15 protein-coding genes and 1 tRNA gene are annotated in these 19,043 nt (G+C 51.6%); 2 read left to right on the top strand and 14 right to left on the bottom strand.

Annotation, left to right across the window (positions count from 1 at the left end):
* Positions 1 to 74 precede the first annotated feature (74 nt).
* The 5 genes from O5O45_RS05165 to O5O45_RS05145 all read right to left on the bottom strand — a co-directional run bounded on the left by O5O45_RS05165 (position 75) and on the right by O5O45_RS05145 (position 5,752).
* On the bottom strand, positions 75 to 1,742 hold the full coding sequence (locus O5O45_RS05165) for an acetolactate synthase large subunit (RefSeq protein WP_305904183.1): 1,668 nt from the start codon (positions 1,740 to 1,742) through the stop codon (positions 75 to 77).
* Between the two features lie 75 nt (positions 1,743 to 1,817).
* Complete coding sequence (locus tag O5O45_RS05160) at positions 1,818 to 3,251, bottom strand: aldehyde dehydrogenase family protein (protein WP_305904182.1); 1,434 nt, start codon at positions 3,249 to 3,251, stop codon at positions 1,818 to 1,820.
* A gap of 374 nt (positions 3,252 to 3,625) precedes the next feature.
* A complete protein-coding gene (locus O5O45_RS05155) occupies positions 3,626 to 3,883 on the bottom strand; it encodes a hypothetical protein (RefSeq protein ID WP_305904181.1) in 258 nt (85 codons plus the stop codon).
* Positions 3,884 to 3,959: 76 nt separating this feature from the next.
* The gene (gene ttcA, locus O5O45_RS05150; protein ID WP_011396072.1) at positions 3,960 to 4,817 is read right to left on the bottom strand and encodes a tRNA 2-thiocytidine(32) synthetase TtcA; all 858 of its coding nucleotides are present in this window, start codon (positions 4,815 to 4,817) and stop codon (positions 3,960 to 3,962) included.
* A 122-nt stretch (positions 4,818 to 4,939) separates the two neighbouring features.
* Positions 4,940 to 5,752, bottom strand: a complete 813-nt coding sequence (locus tag O5O45_RS05145) for a DUF547 domain-containing protein (RefSeq protein ID WP_305904180.1) — start codon at positions 5,750 to 5,752, stop codon at positions 4,940 to 4,942.
* Between O5O45_RS05145 and O5O45_RS05140 the strand changes: the two genes are divergently transcribed.
* Entirely contained in the window at positions 5,751 to 6,419 is a 669-nt protein-coding gene (locus O5O45_RS05140) for a DNA-J related domain-containing protein (RefSeq protein WP_305904179.1), read from the top strand. The genes O5O45_RS05145 and O5O45_RS05140 overlap by 2 nt on opposite strands.
* A complete protein-coding gene (locus O5O45_RS05135; protein WP_305904178.1) occupies positions 6,416 to 7,492 on the top strand; it encodes a polysaccharide deacetylase family protein in 1,077 nt (358 codons plus the stop codon). The genes O5O45_RS05140 and O5O45_RS05135 overlap by 4 nt, the downstream gene beginning before the upstream one ends.
* A 15-nt stretch (positions 7,493 to 7,507) precedes the next feature.
* Here O5O45_RS05135 and O5O45_RS05130 read toward each other — a convergent pair whose 3' ends face one another.
* The 9 genes from O5O45_RS05130 to clpX all read right to left on the bottom strand — a co-directional run bounded on the left by O5O45_RS05130 (position 7,508) and on the right by clpX (position 18,995).
* Positions 7,508 to 8,644: a MalM family protein gene (locus tag O5O45_RS05130; protein ID WP_305904177.1), complete on the bottom strand. Its 1,137-nt coding sequence runs from the start codon at positions 8,642 to 8,644 to the stop codon at positions 7,508 to 7,510.
* Between the two features lie 2 nt (positions 8,645 to 8,646).
* Positions 8,647 to 10,269 carry an OmpP1/FadL family transporter gene (locus O5O45_RS05125; RefSeq protein WP_305904176.1) on the bottom strand — a complete coding sequence of 541 codons (1,623 nt, stop codon included), beginning with the start codon at positions 10,267 to 10,269 and terminating at the stop codon, positions 8,647 to 8,649.
* 30 nt (positions 10,270 to 10,299) lie between these two features.
* Entirely contained in the window at positions 10,300 to 11,316 is a 1,017-nt protein-coding gene (locus O5O45_RS05120) for a transporter (RefSeq protein WP_305904175.1), read from the bottom strand.
* 63 nt (positions 11,317 to 11,379) lie between these two features.
* A complete protein-coding gene (locus O5O45_RS05115; protein ID WP_305904174.1) occupies positions 11,380 to 12,189 on the bottom strand; it encodes a C39 family peptidase in 810 nt (269 codons plus the stop codon).
* 321 nt (positions 12,190 to 12,510) lie between these two features.
* The gene (locus O5O45_RS05110; RefSeq protein WP_305904173.1) at positions 12,511 to 14,397 is read right to left on the bottom strand and encodes a SurA N-terminal domain-containing protein; all 1,887 of its coding nucleotides are present in this window, start codon (positions 14,395 to 14,397) and stop codon (positions 12,511 to 12,513) included.
* Positions 14,398 to 14,477: 80 nt separating this feature from the next.
* A tRNA-Asp gene (locus O5O45_RS05105) sits at positions 14,478 to 14,554 on the bottom strand.
* 42 nt (positions 14,555 to 14,596) lie between these two features.
* Positions 14,597 to 14,869 (bottom strand): nucleoid-associated protein HU-beta, encoded by a 273-nt coding sequence (gene hupB / locus O5O45_RS05100; protein WP_011396062.1) that lies wholly within the window; start codon positions 14,867 to 14,869, stop codon positions 14,597 to 14,599.
* A 198-nt stretch (positions 14,870 to 15,067) separates the two neighbouring features.
* Positions 15,068 to 17,500 (bottom strand): endopeptidase La, encoded by a 2,433-nt coding sequence (gene lon / locus O5O45_RS05095; RefSeq protein WP_305904172.1) that lies wholly within the window; start codon positions 17,498 to 17,500, stop codon positions 15,068 to 15,070.
* A 211-nt stretch (positions 17,501 to 17,711) separates the two neighbouring features.
* Complete coding sequence (gene clpX / locus O5O45_RS05090; protein WP_305904171.1) at positions 17,712 to 18,995, bottom strand: ATP-dependent Clp protease ATP-binding subunit ClpX; 1,284 nt, start codon at positions 18,993 to 18,995, stop codon at positions 17,712 to 17,714.
* Between the last annotated feature and the right edge of the window lie 48 nt (positions 18,996 to 19,043).

The raw sequence follows: 19,043 nt of genomic DNA, 5'->3' as shown, positions 1-19,043 counted from the left end.
GTAGCTTCAAACTTGTGGAGGCAGGTCCCAGCCGGGGCGGCTCGGGACCGAAGCAGGAAAAGAATGGTTAGCAGTCAGACCAGACAAACTCTACGGGCCAGCTCCTCCGTCAACACGCGACGGTTTTCCGAATAATCCACCGGCACGTCAATCAAGTGCACGCCGCCTTCAGCGAAAGCCTGTCTAATGGTGGGCGACAGGTCTTCGGCGCGTTTCACGCGGTGTCCAGATGCGCCATAGGCTTGCGCGTACTTAACGAAGTCCGGATTGCCATAGCTCAATCCCCAATCATGAAAGCCGCCCTGCTCCTGTTTCCAGCGAATCATGCCATAGGCGCTGTCGTTGACGATTAACACCACCAGATTCAACCCCAGACGCACAGCCGTTTCCATTTCCTGGCTGTTCATCATGAATCCGCCATCACCGCAGATCGCCATCACCTGCAATTCGGGATGCAGCATCGCCGCCGCGATAGCGCTGGGCAATCCCGCTCCCATTGTAGCGAGGGCGTTGTCCAGCAACACCGTATTGTTCATGTGCGCCTTGTAGTTGCGGGCGAACCAAATCTTGTACATGCCGTTATCCAGAGCGATAACGCCGTCATCAGGCATCACCTTGCGAACATCCGCCACCAGTCGCTGAGGAATGATCGGAAAGCGGTTGTCCTCAGAGCCTTCGCACAGTTGTTTCTCAACCTCCTCCTTAACCCGCTTGAAGTATTCGAAGTCGTGGGTGTTCACCGGCTCCAGCAACTGCGTCAGCCTCGACACCGAATTGGCGATATCTCCCACCACTTCCAACTGCGGGAAATACACCCTGTCCACGTTGGCGGAATTGAAGTTGATGTGAATGACTTTCTTACCGCCGGGCTCCATAAAGAAAGGCGGTTTTTCAATGACGTCATGGCCGACATTAATGATCAGATCAGCGAAGTCGATGGCGCAATGCAGATAGTCGCCGTCTGACAACGCCGCCGTTCCCATAAACAGAGGATGGCGCTCATCCACCACGCCTTTGCCCATCTGGGTGTTGAAGAACGGAATGCCGGTCTTCTCAATAAAACCCAGCAACGCTTCAGACACTCGTTTGCGATTCGCTCCGGCGCCGATCAACACCAGCGGATGCCTGGCGTTCCGGATCATCTCCAGCGCCTGCTGAATACTCAGGTCATTGGCGTCCGGGCGACGACTGTGACTGGACTCGAACAGCATGACGTCGGAGTCGGAGATTTCTTCAGCGATATCTTCCGGCAACTCCAGGTGCGCGGGCCCCGGTCGCTCTTCCTCCGCCAAGCGAAACGCCTCGCGAATCTTCGAGGGAATAGTGTTTACGTTGATGATCTGATGGGTGAATTTTGTCAATGGACGCATCATGTCCACCACATCGACAATTTGAAACAGGCCCTGCTTGGACTTCTTCACCGGCTTCTGCCCCGTCACCATCAGCAACGGCATGGCGCCCAGTTTCGCGTAGGCGGCGCCGGTCACCAGATTGGTGGCTCCGGGCCCTAAAGTAGATAGACACACGCCGGTTTTCCCCGTTAACCGGCCATAGGTGGCCGCCATAAAGGCCGCCGCCTGTTCATGCCGGGTTAATACCAGCTTGATAGAAGAACCCCGTAGCGACTCGAGTAAGTCCAGGTTTTCTTCTCCGGGCACGCCGAAGATATATTTGACGCCTTCATTTTCCAGCGCTTTGACAAATAGATCTGAGGCTTTCTCGCCCCCGTGCTCTGTTTTCATTCAGCTCTCCACAGGGTTTTCACACGTACTCCATATCCAGGCGCAATGACTGCGCCTGAATCCCTCGCAACACAATCAGCTTTGGCGCTTGATCGCCAGCAAGCGTGGTTCGCTCATGTCCTGCATGGCGTAACGCACCCCTTCCCGACCAATACCGCTGTCTTTCACGCCGCCGTATGGCATGTGATCCACACGCCAGGAGGGCACATCGCCGATAATCACGCCGCCAACTTCCAGCTCTTCCCAGGCTTTCTGCATGTTTTCCACGTCACGGGTAAATACGCCGGTTTGCAGGCCGAACTTGCTGTTATTGACCGCTTGCAGGGCGTCGTCGAAAGTCTTGTAGGATTCCAAGACGGTCACCGGCCCGAATATTTCCTCGTTATAGGCGCTGCAATGATGCGGAGTATTAGCCAGCACCGTTGGCGTAATGACGTTGCCGCTTCGTTCGCCGCCAATCAGCAGCTCTGCGCCCGCCTCTACCGCCTCATTGATCCAGGACGCCACCCGGTCCGCCTCTTTGCGGCTGATCAGCGGGCCTACAAATGTATTCTCATCTTTAGGGTCGCCAGTCTTCAGGGTTTCCACTTCCGCCACCAGGCGACGTTTGAAGTCTTCATATAAAGACTCCTGCACCAGAACGCGCTGCACGCTCACGCAACTTTGCCCGGATTGGTAATAGCCGCCGAAAAGAATGCGTGGAATAGCCTTATCCAGGTCGGTTTCCGGCTCCACGATACAGGCCGCGTTGCCGCCCAGCTCCAGCACGACTTTTTTCTTGCCCGCCTTCGCTTTCATAGGCCACCCCGCCGCCGGCGAACCAGTGAAACTCAGCAGCTTGATGCGCTCATCGGAAATCAGCGCCATGGCGTCGTCCTTTTTACAGGGCACGACGGAGAAAGCGCCTTTGGGAAGATCTGTCTCAGCCAGAATTTCCGCCAAAATCAGCGCGCCGATAGGCGTGAGACTGGCGGGCTTGAGCACAAACGGACAACCCGCTGCGATGGCCGGAGCCACCTTATGCGCCACCAGATTCAACGGAAAGTTAAAGGGGGTGATAAACGAGCAGACGCCAATCGGGAACTGGCGCACCATTCCCTGATAGCCTTCACTGCGTTCGGAATAAGCCAGATCCAGCCATTCCCCGTTATTGCGCACGGCTTCTTCAGCAGCAATCTGAAAGGTTTCGATCAAACGTCCCACTTCGCCACGGCTGTCCTTCAGCGGCTTGCCCGCTTCCCGCACCAGCGCCTGAGCCAGCTCTTCCGAACGCTCTTTCAGACGCGCCACGGTATGCAACAACACATCACGACGTTTATATCCCGGCATTCTGCGCATGGGAGCCACAGCTTTTTCTGCAGCGGCGATCGCCTTCTCAATATCATCGTGATCGGCCAGACCGACTTTGGTGAATTCTTCTCCGGTATATTTGTCTTCGACCGGCAGCCAGCCGCGAGGATCTGCGACAGGCTCATTGGCGAGATAGAAGGGATAGGATTTGGCTAACATAAGCAGGTCCTTTTTCTGTCAGGCAGTTGGCGTATAAGCGAAAGGCGGAGCCTGATACTGCTCGCTTAATTCGAGCGCACGAGTATGACACATTCGCAAAATGTTTTGCCTAAAGGAAAAGACTATGAGCCTGATAAGTCGAGGCAATAAAAAAAGCCGACTCGCAAAACCGCGGTCGGCGCAGGAGCGTATGTCGAGATACGCCTATAGGATAAGAAAACTAACCGATTGGGCCGCTTCTCAGCGGGGAAAAACATATCAGCGCGAGCGCCGCATAAAAGCTGTTCTTCATGACACCCTAAGCGCTGGATAGAGAGAAAAGCCGTCAATTAAATCAAAGGATTACGATATGTTAATTAAGATCGGCGGGAGGGTTAGCTCAACAAAGCCCAGACAATAGCGCCCATGACGCCGAGCATGCCTAAGCCAAGCGTAAACATACTCAACCAGGCGAAGACAAACATTCTGTAGAGAATCGGGCTGATGTCTCTTCCGAACAGCATGCACTCCTCACAATCCGCTTCGCTTAGCGTTCCGCCCAGAGAGGTCGCAATCGCCTTCGCCATACCGGCGATCAACAAGGGAAAAATACCGACAACAATGCTGAGAATGGCTAGCGATAAAGGCGTCATGGCGCTTGATTCTCCGGGGGATGGCCCATCAAGACGATAAGGGCCGAAGAGCTCGGCCCGTCTGCGTTATGCCTGTTTAGAGGTTAAGTACGCTGATTTGATTGAACTCTTCCGGCTCCATGCTGTATCTCTCCAGCTTGTCGAAGTCGTAAAGTCTGGTGTCGCACAAGTGTGATGGCAGCACGTTTTGCACAGCGCGGAACATGTTTTCCAAACGACCGGGGAAACGCTTATCCCAGTCCTGCAGCATCATTTTGATGTTCTGTCTCTGCAGGTTTTCCTGAGAGCCGCACAGGTTGCAGGGAATAATTGGAAACTCACGCAGGCCAGCGTAACGCTCAATGTCTTTTTCACGGCAGTAAGCCAGAGGACGAATTACGATATTGCGGCCGTCATCGCTTTTCAGCTTGGGAGGCATTGCGCGCATTTTACCGCCGTAGAACATATTCAGAAACAGCGTTTCCATGATGTCGTCGCGGTGATGTCCCAACGCAATCTTGGTGCACTTATGCTCGACGGCGAAGTCGTACAGAATCCCGCGGCGTAGACGTGAACACAAACCACAGGTGGTTTTGCCCTCAGGGATTTTGTCTTTCACGATGCTATATGTATCGCGCTCAATGACGTAATACTCAACGCCCAGGGAGCTCAGATACTCAGGCAGGACATGCTCCGGAAAACCGGGTTGTTTCTGGTCCAGGTTGACCGCAATAACTTCAAAGCTGATAGGCGCGTGCTTTTTCAGATTCAACAGGATGTCCAGCATGGCGTAAGAGTCTTTACCGCCACTGAGGCAGCACATCACCTTGTCGCCATCCTCAATCATATTGAAATCAGCAATCGCCCTGCCGACTTCACGCCGCAGCAGTTTTCTCAGTTTGTTCAACTCCAAGCGATCGCGCTGCGCCATCTCTGACTTAAAAGCCGCCGTCATATCTCACTACCTCCGGTTAACGGGTGCGCATTATAGCCTAAATCCCCCCGCATAACGCCAGTGCAGTTTTTGTTCAGTCTGTAAACAGTGAATGTTAAGTTTACGTGGAACCAAGGCCTCCCCTAACGCGCATCATTCAGCTTCCAATCATAGGCGTATTCGATGCCGCCTCGATAATTGCTCAGGCGGCTCTTTTCCGGCTCCACGGAGTACTTGGTGAGATGATCAAGAAGTTCTTGTCTGGAGCCGAAGTCGCTTTGATACCAGTCATAGATAGTGGAAAGCCGCAAGCCGTCTTTAACGAAAGCCACACCTTTGGGATGACGGATGAAGTTTTGCGCGGCGTTATTTAATTGTTCTTCCAGGCGATTGGGGTCGAAGGCTTCAGGAAGAAGATTGGGGCAGCCGAGGCTGGCGCAGTTGACTGCATAGTGGATGCGTTTGTCTTTCCAAATGGGGCGCAGAATTCGGTGCTCGATATCGTTCAATGTCAGCGCCTGACCTTGCACATAGGTGATGACATCGTCCCAGGGTCCAAAATGAAACCAGCCGCCGCCAATCTCCTTAATGCTGTCTACCGGATAATGTTGCAGCACCAGCTGCACGGTCAGGGCGTTATATAAGTTGATCCAGTACGCCATTTGCGTATCTCTGGAATACTCGCGGGGATCAACGGCCGTCAGTGAGGCAATGTAGTCATCCAGCTGACGCTTCTCTTCCGTCGTAAACCTGCCGTACGACAATCTGGCGAAGCCGTCCCCATCATCACTAAGGCGGGTCTGCAGAAGACGGGTCCAAGTGCTATGATCTAGCAAAGCAGGGTTTCGCTCATTGGCCTTGTCCCACAGGCCCCAATACTCGGCCTTCGGCGCCGCAATGGCTTCGCCCGACAACCAGCCCATAAAAATCAGGATTAAAAATAGTCTTACGCTCATGAGTTTTGATCATCCAGACATACCAGAGGATTTGACCTTAGCAGGTACGGAAGGTTCCCGCGAACCGACCAGTTGGCGCTATCTCACGCAAAAACTGGAACAAGCCGTCGCAGAGATTCTACTCCCCGGCCCGGCAATGATTTCCGAACACGACCTAATCAAACAACTGACCCTGCCGCCACATAGCATTTTTTCTGAGAACTGCCTGCAATCTCCACTGGACCTTTTTCAGACCCACTTCTTGACGTTCCATACGCTCTATCGCTTGAAAAACAAATGGTTACAAGAACATAATCTTGTCCTCGCCATGACCTCCGTACGCATCACCCTTTATCACTACGATGCGGAGGCCCACAGCAACCACAACGCGCCGGTTGCGGCGGACCCTTTGGCGGAGTACTACCTCAACCCCAAAAACCTATTCGACACCAGCGCCGCGGACGTGGAAAAGCTGATCCGGGATTTTTGGCTGATGTACGTACACCCCCATCAAAAGCAGTCCGCGTTGGACACCCTGGGGTGCGCTCCAGATAGCGACGCAGGACAGATTAAGGCTCGCTACCGCCGCCTCGCCATGGAACATCACCCAGACCGTGGCGGAGACACCGCGTTGTTTCAAGCCATCACGGAAGCATATGAAGTATTGAAGGTTTATTACTCACTATGAATAACGGACGCTATTCTCTCACTGCAACGCCAACTACACGCCGAATACAGTCGCTTGGAATAGCCATCGGCGTCTTGCTTTGCCCATCAGCTCAGGCTCAAGAAAGTCCCGCCCGCGCATATATACTGCAATATCATCACATTAGCGACGATACTCCGCGCAGCACCTCCACCGCCCCGGCGCTCTTTCGCCAGCATATAAACTTTATTGCCGATAATGGCTACCAAGTGCTGCCATTGGCGGAGATCATTCGCACACTTCAGGAAGGCGGCAGCCTGCCCGAGAAAACAGTCGCCCTGACTTTTGACGACGGCTACAAAAGTATTTACGAAACCGCCTACCCGCTGCTGAAAGAACGTGGTTATCCATTCACGATTTTCCTGAACCCGGACGCGCTTGATAATCACCGTAGCACGCACATTACCTGGGAACAGGCTCGAGAAATGGGGAAACACGGCGGCGTGGTGGCGAACCATGGCGTGGGCCACATCCATATGGTGGAAGTCAAAACCAATGAAGACGCCAGCGCCTGGCGCGCCCGCATCACTCAAAATATCGAACAAGCGGAAAAAAGAATCGAGGAAGAGACGGGCGCCTCACTCAAACTACTCGCCTACCCTTACGGCGAATACGATACGTCACTACAAAAATTAGTGAGTTCAATGGGTTACGTAGGATTGGGCCAACACTCCGGGCCTATTGGACCGGATAGCGACTGGACCGCCCTGCCCCGCTTTCCCGCCTCTAACGCCTACAGTTCTGTGCCGCAATTAAAAGAAAAACTGAGCACGCTACCGTTGCCTGCTCAAATGCTGTCGCCACAGAACATCCTGATTGCGGATAACAACCCTCCGCAATTGCGCTTCAGCACTGAGTTGAACGCAAAGGTTACTTGCTACGGCAGCGGACAAGGACTTCTCGACAGCGCAGTCGACAATAACGAAGTGACCGTCGTAGGAATGGCGCCGTTCAAAGGCCGTCGCTTCCGTTACAATTGCACAGCGCCGGCCGGCGGCGGTCTGTTCTATTGGCGCTCTTTCCCATGGATCAATCCCGCCGTCCCCGAGGATTAGCATCCATCCTGTCGCCTACTCAGGCGGCAGAATCGCCAGATGCAGTATACCGCTGGCGGAGTGGCTGATAACGACCGGTTTGTCAGCCACGCCTTCTGCAACAGTGCGTTTTTTGAGATCAGCCCCCGTCGTCAGCAAGACGAGATACTTCTCATCCTTCGTTTTTACCCTGAGAAAACCTTCCAGATAGCCATAACGGAACCAGTTTTCCGGCTCATAGATATAGAGTAAGTCCTGTAAAAAGCGCACCGGCTTCCATGCGCTATCCAATACCAACACCGATGGATAAAACGCGTCAGGTTGCGCATAGGCGCGCAACTGCAACAATCGATTGACGCTGCCTTCAGGGATCTCCACAACTCGGTACAGACTGTAGCCTACGCCGAAGTTATAACCCTGTTCGTCCTTGTGAATTTCCAGTAATTCCCCATCATCAAACTCAAGCTCAACCCGCTCGTCATTCACCAGGTTTTCACAGCAGCGTTCATAGATAAGGTCAATCTCCTGCTTCGCGCCCGGCGCGTTCAGCCCTAGCAGATCGGCTGCAAAGGGGTCTGCGCCTTCAGGGAGACTGGCCTTCTCGATCCGCTGTTCATCCGCCACGACCTGGGTAGGTTGCAGAGGCTGCACGTGCGCCTTGGACTTAGCGTCCGCGGGATTGTATTCCTCTGTATGCATGACTCCGTTAGTGTCAACCCAAGTGTAAAAGCGACTATCGCCTTCTCGCACGAAGCCCCGTTTTTCCAACTCCGCCGCATCGATATAGGTAGACTCGTCAATAATTTCGCGTTGGCTTGATTTAGACTGGCTCACTGGCGACGCAGGCTGGGGCGAATCTGCTTTAGATACTTCCTGAACGTCATTTGCAACAGAGACTTCCTGCGCCTGACTGGAAGACGTCGCCTCTGCATTAATCTCCTTCTCAACTGGGGGAGCAGCTGCCTCTGTAGAGGTTGGACTTTGTTCGGGCGTCGATTGGGCCGCTTCTGGCAGTGTCTGTTGTTGGGCCTGCGGCGAAGCCGCCGGTTGTCCATCACGTATCAGCGTATGGCGCACCTGGCCGTTTTCGTCCACCCAGGTGTAATACCTGTCCGCCAACACCGAACCGCTACTGAATAGCGCCAGCGAGAGAAGTAATGCTGTTTTCTTCATGCTCAAAACGCCGTCCGGAAAGTCATACCCGCCATAATCAGTTTCAGATTGGTCTCCACATCCACGCCAGCATAGGGGTTATAAACAATATTCTGAATACCGTCGTCGTTCAGATTCAAACTGGAGCCGGCGGGAATATACTGCCAACTACGCATGTAGCTGAGGTTGAAGTCCACCGTCGTATCTCTATCCCACTTGTACCCCATGCCTACGCTGTACAGCACCGTATCATTCAGAGGAGCCAGAATATCGCGGCGATTATGCGGGATCGGCGAGTTACGCATCTCCACCCCGAAACGAAGATCCAGACGGTTGGAAAGATGGTGCTCGACGCCAATGCCCAGGTTCCAGACATCCTGATACTCCAGCGGCAAACGCATGGTGTTCGCCGTCGCGTTAGGCGACAACAGACGCGCCGCCCCCAAAAACTCCAGATTGCGATCAAACTTGAGCAGGAAGGCGTCCCAGGAACTGTAATCTGTCCATCCCACATCCACATTCACGGTAAACTGGTGATTCAGCTTCACACTGACGCCGGTTTGGAAGTGCTGAGGGTGAGTCAGATCGATGGATAGCTGCCCCGCTTCTCGGGGCGTCCCGGAAGGCAGTGAGAATATCCCTGCGGTAATAGCGCCAACAATCGAGCCGTTGAAGGAACGCCAGAAACCAGACCAGTCATCGGTGTACGCAAGCTCATAAGTCCCTTTCAACTTCATGTCGGACTCGCTCTGATAGCTGGCCCCCCATGCGAACCAATCCGTCGGCTCCCAGAGCACGCCAAGGTGATACTTCGGAGAGAGCGTCTCCTGCACCTGAATACTCATCCCGCCAATGTCGTCCCAAGGACCGACATTACCGCCGCACAGCCCCAAAAACGGCGCCAGAGGCTCTTCTCCGGTCTCACAGTTGAAGGCGTCCTGCAGGACTTCCAATACGCCAATCATCAGGTTGGGCGCGCGGGTATATGTATCCAGCGCCAACGATTGAGACGACATGCTGACGCCAAACCCCACCGACCACTCATCGTTTATTTCATAACCAAATGAGGGTGATAAATACGTAAAACGCTGCAATGACAACGCCTTGCCCAGATATCTGGCGGGATCGTCTTTCTTCCGGTAATAGCCCAGAATTTCCGGGCCGTAGGTGAGGTTCGCAAAGGTGAATTTAGAGCCAGGCGGGTTCAGACTGAACCCCACAGAAGGCGCCAATGCCGGCGGACCTTTCGGCAGACGCTGGATGCCGAAGCCAGGCACATACAGAGCGATGGTATTCGTGCGACTCCTGGCGACCGTATCGCCATCGAATATAGGGTCGTTTTCAACCCCATCGATCCCAAATACGTTATAGCCTTCAGGAGCGTAAAAGTCCGACTGTATGTTGGCGTGAACCCCCATCAGCGTCACCGCCAGCTGACGTCCTTTCAGCTTGGTCAGACCGGCGGGATTATAGTGAATGGAAGCCACGCCAGGAGGCGCAGCCGTCACAGCGTTTCCCAGCGATAAAGCGTAGGGATCCACCATCAGATTCGTCGCCAGCTGGGCGGAGGCAATTCCGCTCCAGCAGGCTGCGCATAGTCCCGCCGTAGCCAGGAGCTTTGTATTCTTATTAATATTTAAGCTCATCTTACAACTCTGCCTGATTGTTGTTCCCGCTTATTGCTCTTTAAGTCCTGCGATATTGATGGGGATAGACACCCCGATAGTTACATCAGGCGAATCCTCTGTGAGACCAAACCCCACAGAGGTGTTAATGATTTTGGTTTCACTGACGCGAATCCCCATGGCGAAACTCATCAGACTGCTGACCTGATCCTGGGCGACAGCTTTGTTGCCAGTGTTGAAAGTCAGAACGGTTTCATCCGAATAGCTCAGCTGAGATGAAACACTGAGCGATACGTCATATGACAGCGCATACGAAAAACCCGCCGATAGCGACAGGGAGTTGGCGGGCTCTACAGAGACCAGCCTCTGCCCCCCGCGCACCTGGTTCAGATCTGTCTCTTTCAGAGGGAAGGTATAACTGACGGAGCTGAATATGACGACGGGATCAAGCACCTTGGAAAAGCTGCCCCCGACGGAAAACGAGTAATAACCGCTCCCGGAAGACAGCTGTCTCTTGACGTCAATTTCATATGGACTGACCCCGGTTTTAGACTTGAAAGTGCTGAACAGGGTATAAGATGGCTTCCCCGGCACATAAGCGAAAGGCTGCCAACGGGCGGTCAGTGAAACATCCCCCACATCAGAGTTATTCAACTCTGTCTCAGTATCATATTTGGTGGACAACGGCACGCGTGTGGATAGGGTTAAGTTGTCCATTACGCCGTAGTCAAAAGTAAAAGTGTTGGTGAAGGTATGTTGCGCAGCAGGCGTGACGTCAAAATTCCGGAATGAGCCGTTGACGATATCAATATCCAGGCGCTGATCGCCGAAGTAGCTGTAGTCAAAGGCATAGGTCAATGACATCTTGCCCTTCTTCAACAAGGAGTAGTTTTTCTCCGCCGCCTGGAATACTTCCTCCAGTTGCTTCGCGGAATCGGCATCGTCCTCCTGTTTGGTCAACGCCTCTCTGGCCTTGTCTACGCTGCTTTGCTCATCATCGGCTAAGACAGGCGAAGCAGCAGTAAAAGTAAGCGCACAGTAAACACAGGATACTACCCAATGCTTCATTAGCTTTCCCTTAATGTTATTGTATTTATTAGCTTTTCCAGACGGTTACGTTTTCAGGACTTTTTAATTGCGTTTGTAGTGCAAATACTTGTTGGTATTGTTAACTGAACCGTCTTCGTTGTTTTTAAGTCTTTCCAGTTCGTTACGTATGCGAAACTCTGTCGCCTCATGAAACTGAGGAAATTCCCGGTATGCATTTAAAGTGAAGGTCTGCTCATCCACATAGCGCATGTCCTCTTCTCTTAATTCCAGTCCGTCCACGGGCTTGGTATTACCAGGAAAGACAATAAAGAGAACATTCTGATCCCAATGTTCTTTGAACAGTTCCACCGTAAACGTGATGTTGCCCAACGAGGGGTCCGCCACAAAAACGCGATTATCGCGAACTGCGCGAACGACAATGAAATGTTTGAAGCCGCCATAGCGGATAGGCACGATGGCGGGGTGATCCAGCTCAGCCAAGTCTTCAATTTCCGCTTTGAAGCCGCCGGAAGGATATCCCAGCGCCGTCACCAGCCGTTTGAAGTCGAGCATGGAAAAGCCACGACGCTCTACAATACGGGCAGCGTCGCCATAATGAAGCAGCCCCTCCATGATCTGACGTTCTTCGAAAGTACGTCCCAGATAATGTTCCAACACTGTAGTCAGCGCAGCGGAGCCGCAACTGTAATCATAGGCTTGCCTGGTGATATTGCGAAACTTTTGTTCTTTCGCTGGTTCCACCATCGTATCGTAACGCAAAAATGCAACGTCATTACCCGCAGTGCTGATTGCCTGTTGATACACCACAACCCCTTTAGGCTGCGGCTCAACAATAGCCGCCTCGTTGGCGATATTGAAAGCGAGCACCGAACCGGCGAGCACTAGAAGCATTCATTTCCACTCGTTTTTATTCTGTGAAATTACGGGATTACAACGTAACTGTTTGTAAAGTAAAGATACCGCAATTGCTTCTCCGGTAAAGATAACCAGTACACAATTCTCAGTTAGACGGGGGCGCAAGATCAGTAAAATCCCTTACGGGAAAAGCTTCAGAGAGACCAAGGTCTGGCGGAGGGCTCACTGCGACGCCATCGCCCTCCCCCAAGACAAAGCCTTTTACAAGCGGCCTGGTTTTGTATGGTGATAATCAGTTCTAGACAACAAAAAAGACGGCTCATGGCCGTCTTTTTATTAACTTAAAATCGAGAACTTTTACAGACGCTCTATCTCCGCCGCGTCTTGAATCTTCTCATTGTAGTCGCTGTATTCACGCTGACCATTGCGACTCGCCATGAAGGTTCTGTAGGTCTTTTGCTCCGCTTCGCTCAGGTCTTCTGTATTATCCTTCACTTCATTCAGAACGATGACCGCATAACCAAAGTTTGTCTCGAACTTCTCTATAACAGGCTTACCTTCCGCCGGTTTGGGCAACTTAAAGGCTAAGCGGGCAATATCCGCAGCGCCAGCCTGAGAACGACGAGCGTCGTTCAGCTCCACCCAACCAGTTTGCTCGCCATCCGCGCCTTTAGAAACCGGGGCCAGATCACCGCTCTTCAGCTGAGCGACCATTTCTTCTGATTTCGCAGCCAGAGAATCTTTCGCTTTCTGCACAGCCAGCTTCTGTTTAATAGACTCTTTCACCTCAGCAAACTGTTGCGGCACGCTGGGCAACAGTTCTTTCTTCCTCAATACCAAGCTTCCTTCCTTGCCAAGATCGATAACTTGGCTGTTGTGGCCGTCTTCAATGACGTCCGCAGAGAAAGCTTCTTGAATTACCTGAGGGCCACTGAAAATACCTTGTCCGCCTTCTCTGGAGAACGGCTCGGAAGTTTGAACCGTCAGGCCAAGCTCCTCAGCCGGTCCTGCCAGATCATCCGCAGTATAAGTGACATCTTTCAATTTGGCGTTGACTTCAACGAACAGACTATCCGCCTTCTGCTCCTGCAACTCTTTAACTATACGATCCCTGGATTCTTCCAGACTTGGCATTTCAACAGCTTTGACATCATTCAACTTAATGATGTGGTAGCCATACTCAGTCTTGACCGGCTCAGAAATCTCGCCCACATTCATGGAAAACAGCTTTTCTTCGAAAGGCTTCACAAACGCGCCTTCCTGAGCATATCCCAAATCACCGCCGTCGTTGGCCGAACCTAAATCATTTGAAAACTCTTTCGCCAGCGCAGCAAAGTCGCCGCCGTCTTTCAACTTCTGCTCAACTTCTTTAGCCTTTGCCAACGCCTGCTCATCTGATACATCATCAGAAGTTTCGATCAGGATATGGGCAGCACGGCGCTGCTCAGAAACATGAAAGTCTTTCTTTTCCTGCTCATAGCGCGCGCTTATTTCTTCATCGCTGACTTCTGCGCGCCCCACCAAAGCATCCCGAGTCAACTCGATGTAGTTGACAATAATACGCTCAGGCAGGATAAATTCGTCTTTGTTCGCGTTGTAATATTCTTCAGCTTCCACGTCGCTAATCTGGATATCTTTCGCAACATCTTCAGCGTTAAGGCGGTAGTAACTGAAACTGCGAGTTTGACGCTCCATTCTCAGCAGTTCATTCAGTTCTTCCCCAATAACAAAAGAGGTTTGAGCAATTCCAGACTGCAACTGTCCCACCAGCAGCTCATCCGATAACTCTTTACGGAATTCCAAAGGACGCATGCCAATCCTGCGTAGCGCCTCCATGAACTGGTTATTGTCGTATTTACCGTCTTTCTGGGCCATTGGCCACTGGGTAATAAAATTGTTGATGGTTGCATCAGAAACAGCGAAACCAGCCTCTCGCGCAGCCTGTAGCTGAACCTCGCGGGCTATAAATTCATCAAGGGTGGTTTTACGCAGTTTGTTTTCATCGATTTTGCTGGGATCGTAGTTCTCTCCCATGCTGGCGATAGCCTGAAGGCGGTTTCTCTCGAACTGGCGTTCGAACTGAGACTTGGTGATAGGTTCGCCATTGACTGACGCAACTTCGGGCTCGCCGCTGAGCCCTCCAACGATAGACTCAACGCCAAAGAAGGCAAACGTCATTACAATTAGGCCGACAATTACCTTGGCGATCACGCCCTGGGCGTTATCCCGAATATTTTGAAGCATGCGCCCCTCTTAGAATTCTAACTTCCAAATCTGGTTGTACTGTTCTAATGAAAAAAGGCGCTCTTGGGCGCCTTGGATCTTGGCGGAGCGGACGGGACTCGAACCCGCGACCCCCGGCGTGACAGGCCGGTATTCTAACCGACTGAACTACCGCTCCTTCGATTGCATTGCGTCCCTATTTTACTAGGGACACAAGATGCTAGTTGACTGCGTCTTTCAGAGCTTTACCGGCTTTAAAGCTGGGAACTTTGGCGGCGTCGATTTTAATCGTAGCGCCAGTTTGCGGGTTGCGACCAGTGCGTGCAGCGCGCTCTTTAACAGAGAACGTACCAAAACCGATCAAAGTAACCTGCTCACCCTTTTTTAATGCTTCAGTAACTGACTCAACGACAGCATCAAGAGCACGACCAGCAGCCGCTTTTGAGATGTCTGCAGATGCAGCAACAGCATCAATCAATTCTGACTTATTCACACTAAACCCCTTAGATCTTTTTGAATTGATTAATTGACTGGTGATGAAGGAATTCAGGTATACAACACACTTATAACTTTAGAGCGTGAGTACATCCTTTTTCTTCTTTTAATTGGCCGGCAGCCCTTGTGGGACGCTGCCTGACAACGCGATCATTTATACCAACACGGATAAAAGCGTGTCAAGCAGCTTCTTCCACTAGTGCGTATTTATACGGTCCGCCCCATCAGAAGTTTCATCACCTTTATTTATGGAGCCTTTATCTTTTTCTGATACGCCCCCTTCTGCACTAGATAACCTATTTGCAAAGTCATCCCCCAGTGCAATATTCCAAACTTCATCTATCCATGTAACTGGAATAATTTCCAGTTCATTTTTGATGTTATCTGGAATCTCCTTTAAGTCACGAACATTTTCCTGTGGTATCACCACCGTTTTAATACCGCCACGGTGCGCGGCCAATAACTTCTCCTTAAGTCCACCGATAGCCAGGACTTCACCTCGAAGGGTGATCTCTCCTGTCATCGCCACGTTAGCCTTAACCGGCGCATTGGTCAAACTCGATACCAACGCGGTGCACATTCCAATACCTGCGCTAGGGCCATCCTTTGGCGTTGCGCCTTCGGGAACGTGTACGTGAATATCATTCTTTTCATGGAAATCAGGGGCGATGCCCAGCACATGAGAACGCCCTCTCACTACCGTCAAAGCCGCCTGAATAGACTCCTGCATAACATCGCCAAGCGAACCGGTTTTCACCACCTTCCCCTTGCCAGGCACCGAGGTGCACTCAATTGTCAGCAGTTCGCCGCCAACCTGAGTCCAAGCCAACCCAGTAACCTGTCCAACGCGATCTTGAGACGAGGCTTTGCCGTAGTTGAACTTACGCACTCCCAAGTAGTCTTCCAGATTTTCTTCGGTGACGCGACGAGGCTCCCCCTTCTTGCTTTTCAGCAATACATTTTCTTTAACTACTTTGCGACAGATTTTGGCGATCTCACGCTCAAGCCCACGCACGCCCGCCTCTTTCGTGTAATAGCGAATGACTGTGCGAATGGCCTGCTCATCGGTCTCCATCTCACCTTCCTGCAAACCGTTGTTCACCATTTGCTTGGGCAACAAGTATTTCTGAGCAATATTCACCTTTTCGTCTTCCGTATATCCCGGAATCCGAATAATCTCCATACGATCCAGCAGCGCGGGCGGAATATTCATCGTATTGGAAGTACAGACAAACATGACCTCTGACAGGTCATAATCCACTTCCAAGTAGTGGTCGTTAAAAGTATGGTTCTGCTCTGGATCCAACACTTCCAGCAAAGCCGACGCTGGATCGCCGCGATGATCCATCCCCATTTTGTCGATCTCATCGAACAGGAACAACGGGTTCTTTACGTTGACTTTCGCCAGTTTCTGCAACAGCTTTCCGGGCAAAGAGCCAATATAAGTCCGACGATGACCGCGAATCTCAGCCTCATCACGTACGCCACCAAGAGCCATACGAACGTACTTACGGTTTGTGGCTTTTGCAACTGACTGCCCCAGCGAGGTCTTACCTACGCCTGGAGGGCCGACCAGGCAAAGCACGGGCCCTTTCATCTTCTTGACCCGACTCTGTACCGCCAAATATTCAAGAATTCGCTCTTTAACCTCTTCCAGACCGTAGTGATCTTCATTCAGGATCTTACGCGCGGCATCCAAGTCATGTTTAACACGGCTGCGCTTTTTCCATGGAATATTCACCATCCAATCGATGTAGCTGCGCACAACCGTCGCTTCAGCGGACATTGGCGACATCATTTTGAGCTTACTTAATTCAGACTCCGCCTTCTTACGCGCCTCTTCAGGCATACCTGCCGAAAGGATGCGTTTTTCAAGCTGCTCCAGCTCGTTACCGCCATCGCCCAGATCGCCCATTTCCTTTTGAATGGCTTTCATCTGCTCGTTGAGGTAATACTCGCGCTGGCTCTTTTCCATCTGCTTTTTAACGCGGCCGCGAATACGCTGCTCCACCTGCAGAATGTCAATCTCATTCTCCAGTCTCTGCATCAGCGCTTCAACTCGCGCCTTAACATCCACAACTTCCAGTAGCTCTTGCTTGGACTCAAGCTTAAGCTCCAAATGCGCCGCGATGGTATCGGCCAAACGTCCGGGCTCAGCAATATTGCTCAACGAATCGGATAGTTCATTTGGGATTTTCTTACTCAGCTTCACGTATTGTTCGAACTGAGACAGCAGAGAACGAGTAAGTACATCGGCAGAACGCTCAGACAGGATTGGCTCAGGCAGCTCACTGACTTTCGCACTGAGATAATCGTCGTTTTCAACGCGGTCAATATGGGCGCGATAGTTGCCCTCAACCAGCACTTTTACAGTGCCGTCAGGAAGTTTAAGCATCTGCAGGATAGTTGATACGGTGCCGATGCCATAAATTTCAGACTGCCCCGGGTCTTCGTCCGCGGGGTCACGCTGAGCTACCAGCAGAATTTCCTTATTGCCTTCCGTTGCTTCTTCGAGAGCTTTAATAGATTTGGCTCTGCCAACAAACAAAGGGATCACCATATGCGGGAAAACAACAACATCACGCAATGGCAGTAAAGGGATTACGATAGGTGATGAACCCTCAACCATATAACACCTCAGAACTTGATGGCGCTTCTTACACGCGCCGTATGCTGGTCACTATCTTTCACTTGCTATAGATGATGGGGACAATGGCCGCAAAATACAAATGTAGGATGATTACAAGATAGGAATATTTTAGAAAAAAGGGGCTGAACGCCCCATTTTTTACAAAAACCTTCAAAAACAGGCGGTAATTTAACCATTACCGCAATAGAAGCTACTCGTCAGCAGCCAATTTGGCCTGTTCGCTGTTCTTGTAGATTTTGATTGGTTCAGACTCGCCAGCGATAACGCCCTCGTCGATAACGACTTTGCAGACATCCTGCTCTGAAGGAATGTCATACATGGTCCTCAGAAGAACTTGCTCAAGTATAGAGCGAAGCCCCCTCGCACCCGTTTTACGCTCCATGGCTTTCTTGGCGATTGAGCGCAAGGCGTCCTCACGGAAGTCCACTTCAACGCTTTCCATCTCAAACAGCTTGGAGTACTGCTTGGTAAGAGCGTTGCGCGGCTGAGTCAAAATCTGAATCAACGCCTCCTCGTCCAACTCATCCAATGTTGCGATAACAGGTAAACGACCGACAAACTCAGGAATCAAGCCAAACTTGATCAAGTCCTCTGTTTCTACGTCTTTCAATGTCTCGCCAACGGACTTGGAGCTTATTTGACTCTTCACTACTGCCGAGAATCCAATACTGCCCTTTTCGGCGCGATCCCGAATAATCTTCTCCAATCCGGCAAATGCGCCGCCGCAGATGAAAAGAATATTCGAAGTATCTACTTGCAAAAATTCCTGCTGCGGATGCTTGCGGCCACCCTGAGGCGGCACAGAGGCGACGGTGCCCTCAATCAGCTTCAGCAGCGCCTGTTGAACGCCTTCGCCAGACACATCACGCGTTATAGAGGGATTATCGGATTTACGCGAAATCTTATCGATTTCGTCAATATATACGATACCTTTCTGCGCCTTCTCAACATCATAGTCGCACTTCTGCAACAACTTCTGAATGATATTTTCAACGTCTTCGCCGACATAACCGGCTTCCGTCAATGTTGTGGCGTCAGCGATAGTAAAGGGCACGTTCAGTAATCTCGCCAGCGTTTCAGCCAACAAAGTCTTACCGCTACCGGTGGGCCCGATCAGCAAAATATTACTCTTGCCTAACTCAACTTCACCTTTTTTGTCTTCGTAACGCAGGCGCTTGTAATGGTTGTAAACCGCGACAGCCAGTGCAAGTTTGGCTCGGGTCTGACCAATAACATAGTCATCCAGCGTCTCTTTAATTTCGTGAGGTGTGGGCAACCTGTCGCTGCTGTCACTGGTGGTCGCTTCCTGAATCTCTTCGCGGATAATGTCGTTGCACAGATCAACGCACTCATCGCAAATAAATACAGACGGACCGGCGATCAGCTTGCGAACCTCATGTTGGCTTTTCCCGCAAAAGGAGCAATACAGCAACTTTCCGCTGTCTTCGCCCTTTCCGCTTCTTTCATCAGCCATCAAACTACCCCTAAATTAATTCAATATATGCAAGACGGGTTTAGTTAG

It is taken from the genome of Hahella sp. HNIBRBA332, from assembly GCF_030719035.1.
Taxonomy (GTDB): Bacteria; Pseudomonadota; Gammaproteobacteria; order Pseudomonadales; family Oleiphilaceae; genus Hahella.
The sequence above is the reverse complement of the archived record's forward strand: the minus strand, read 5'-3'. Positions and strand labels throughout refer to the sequence as shown.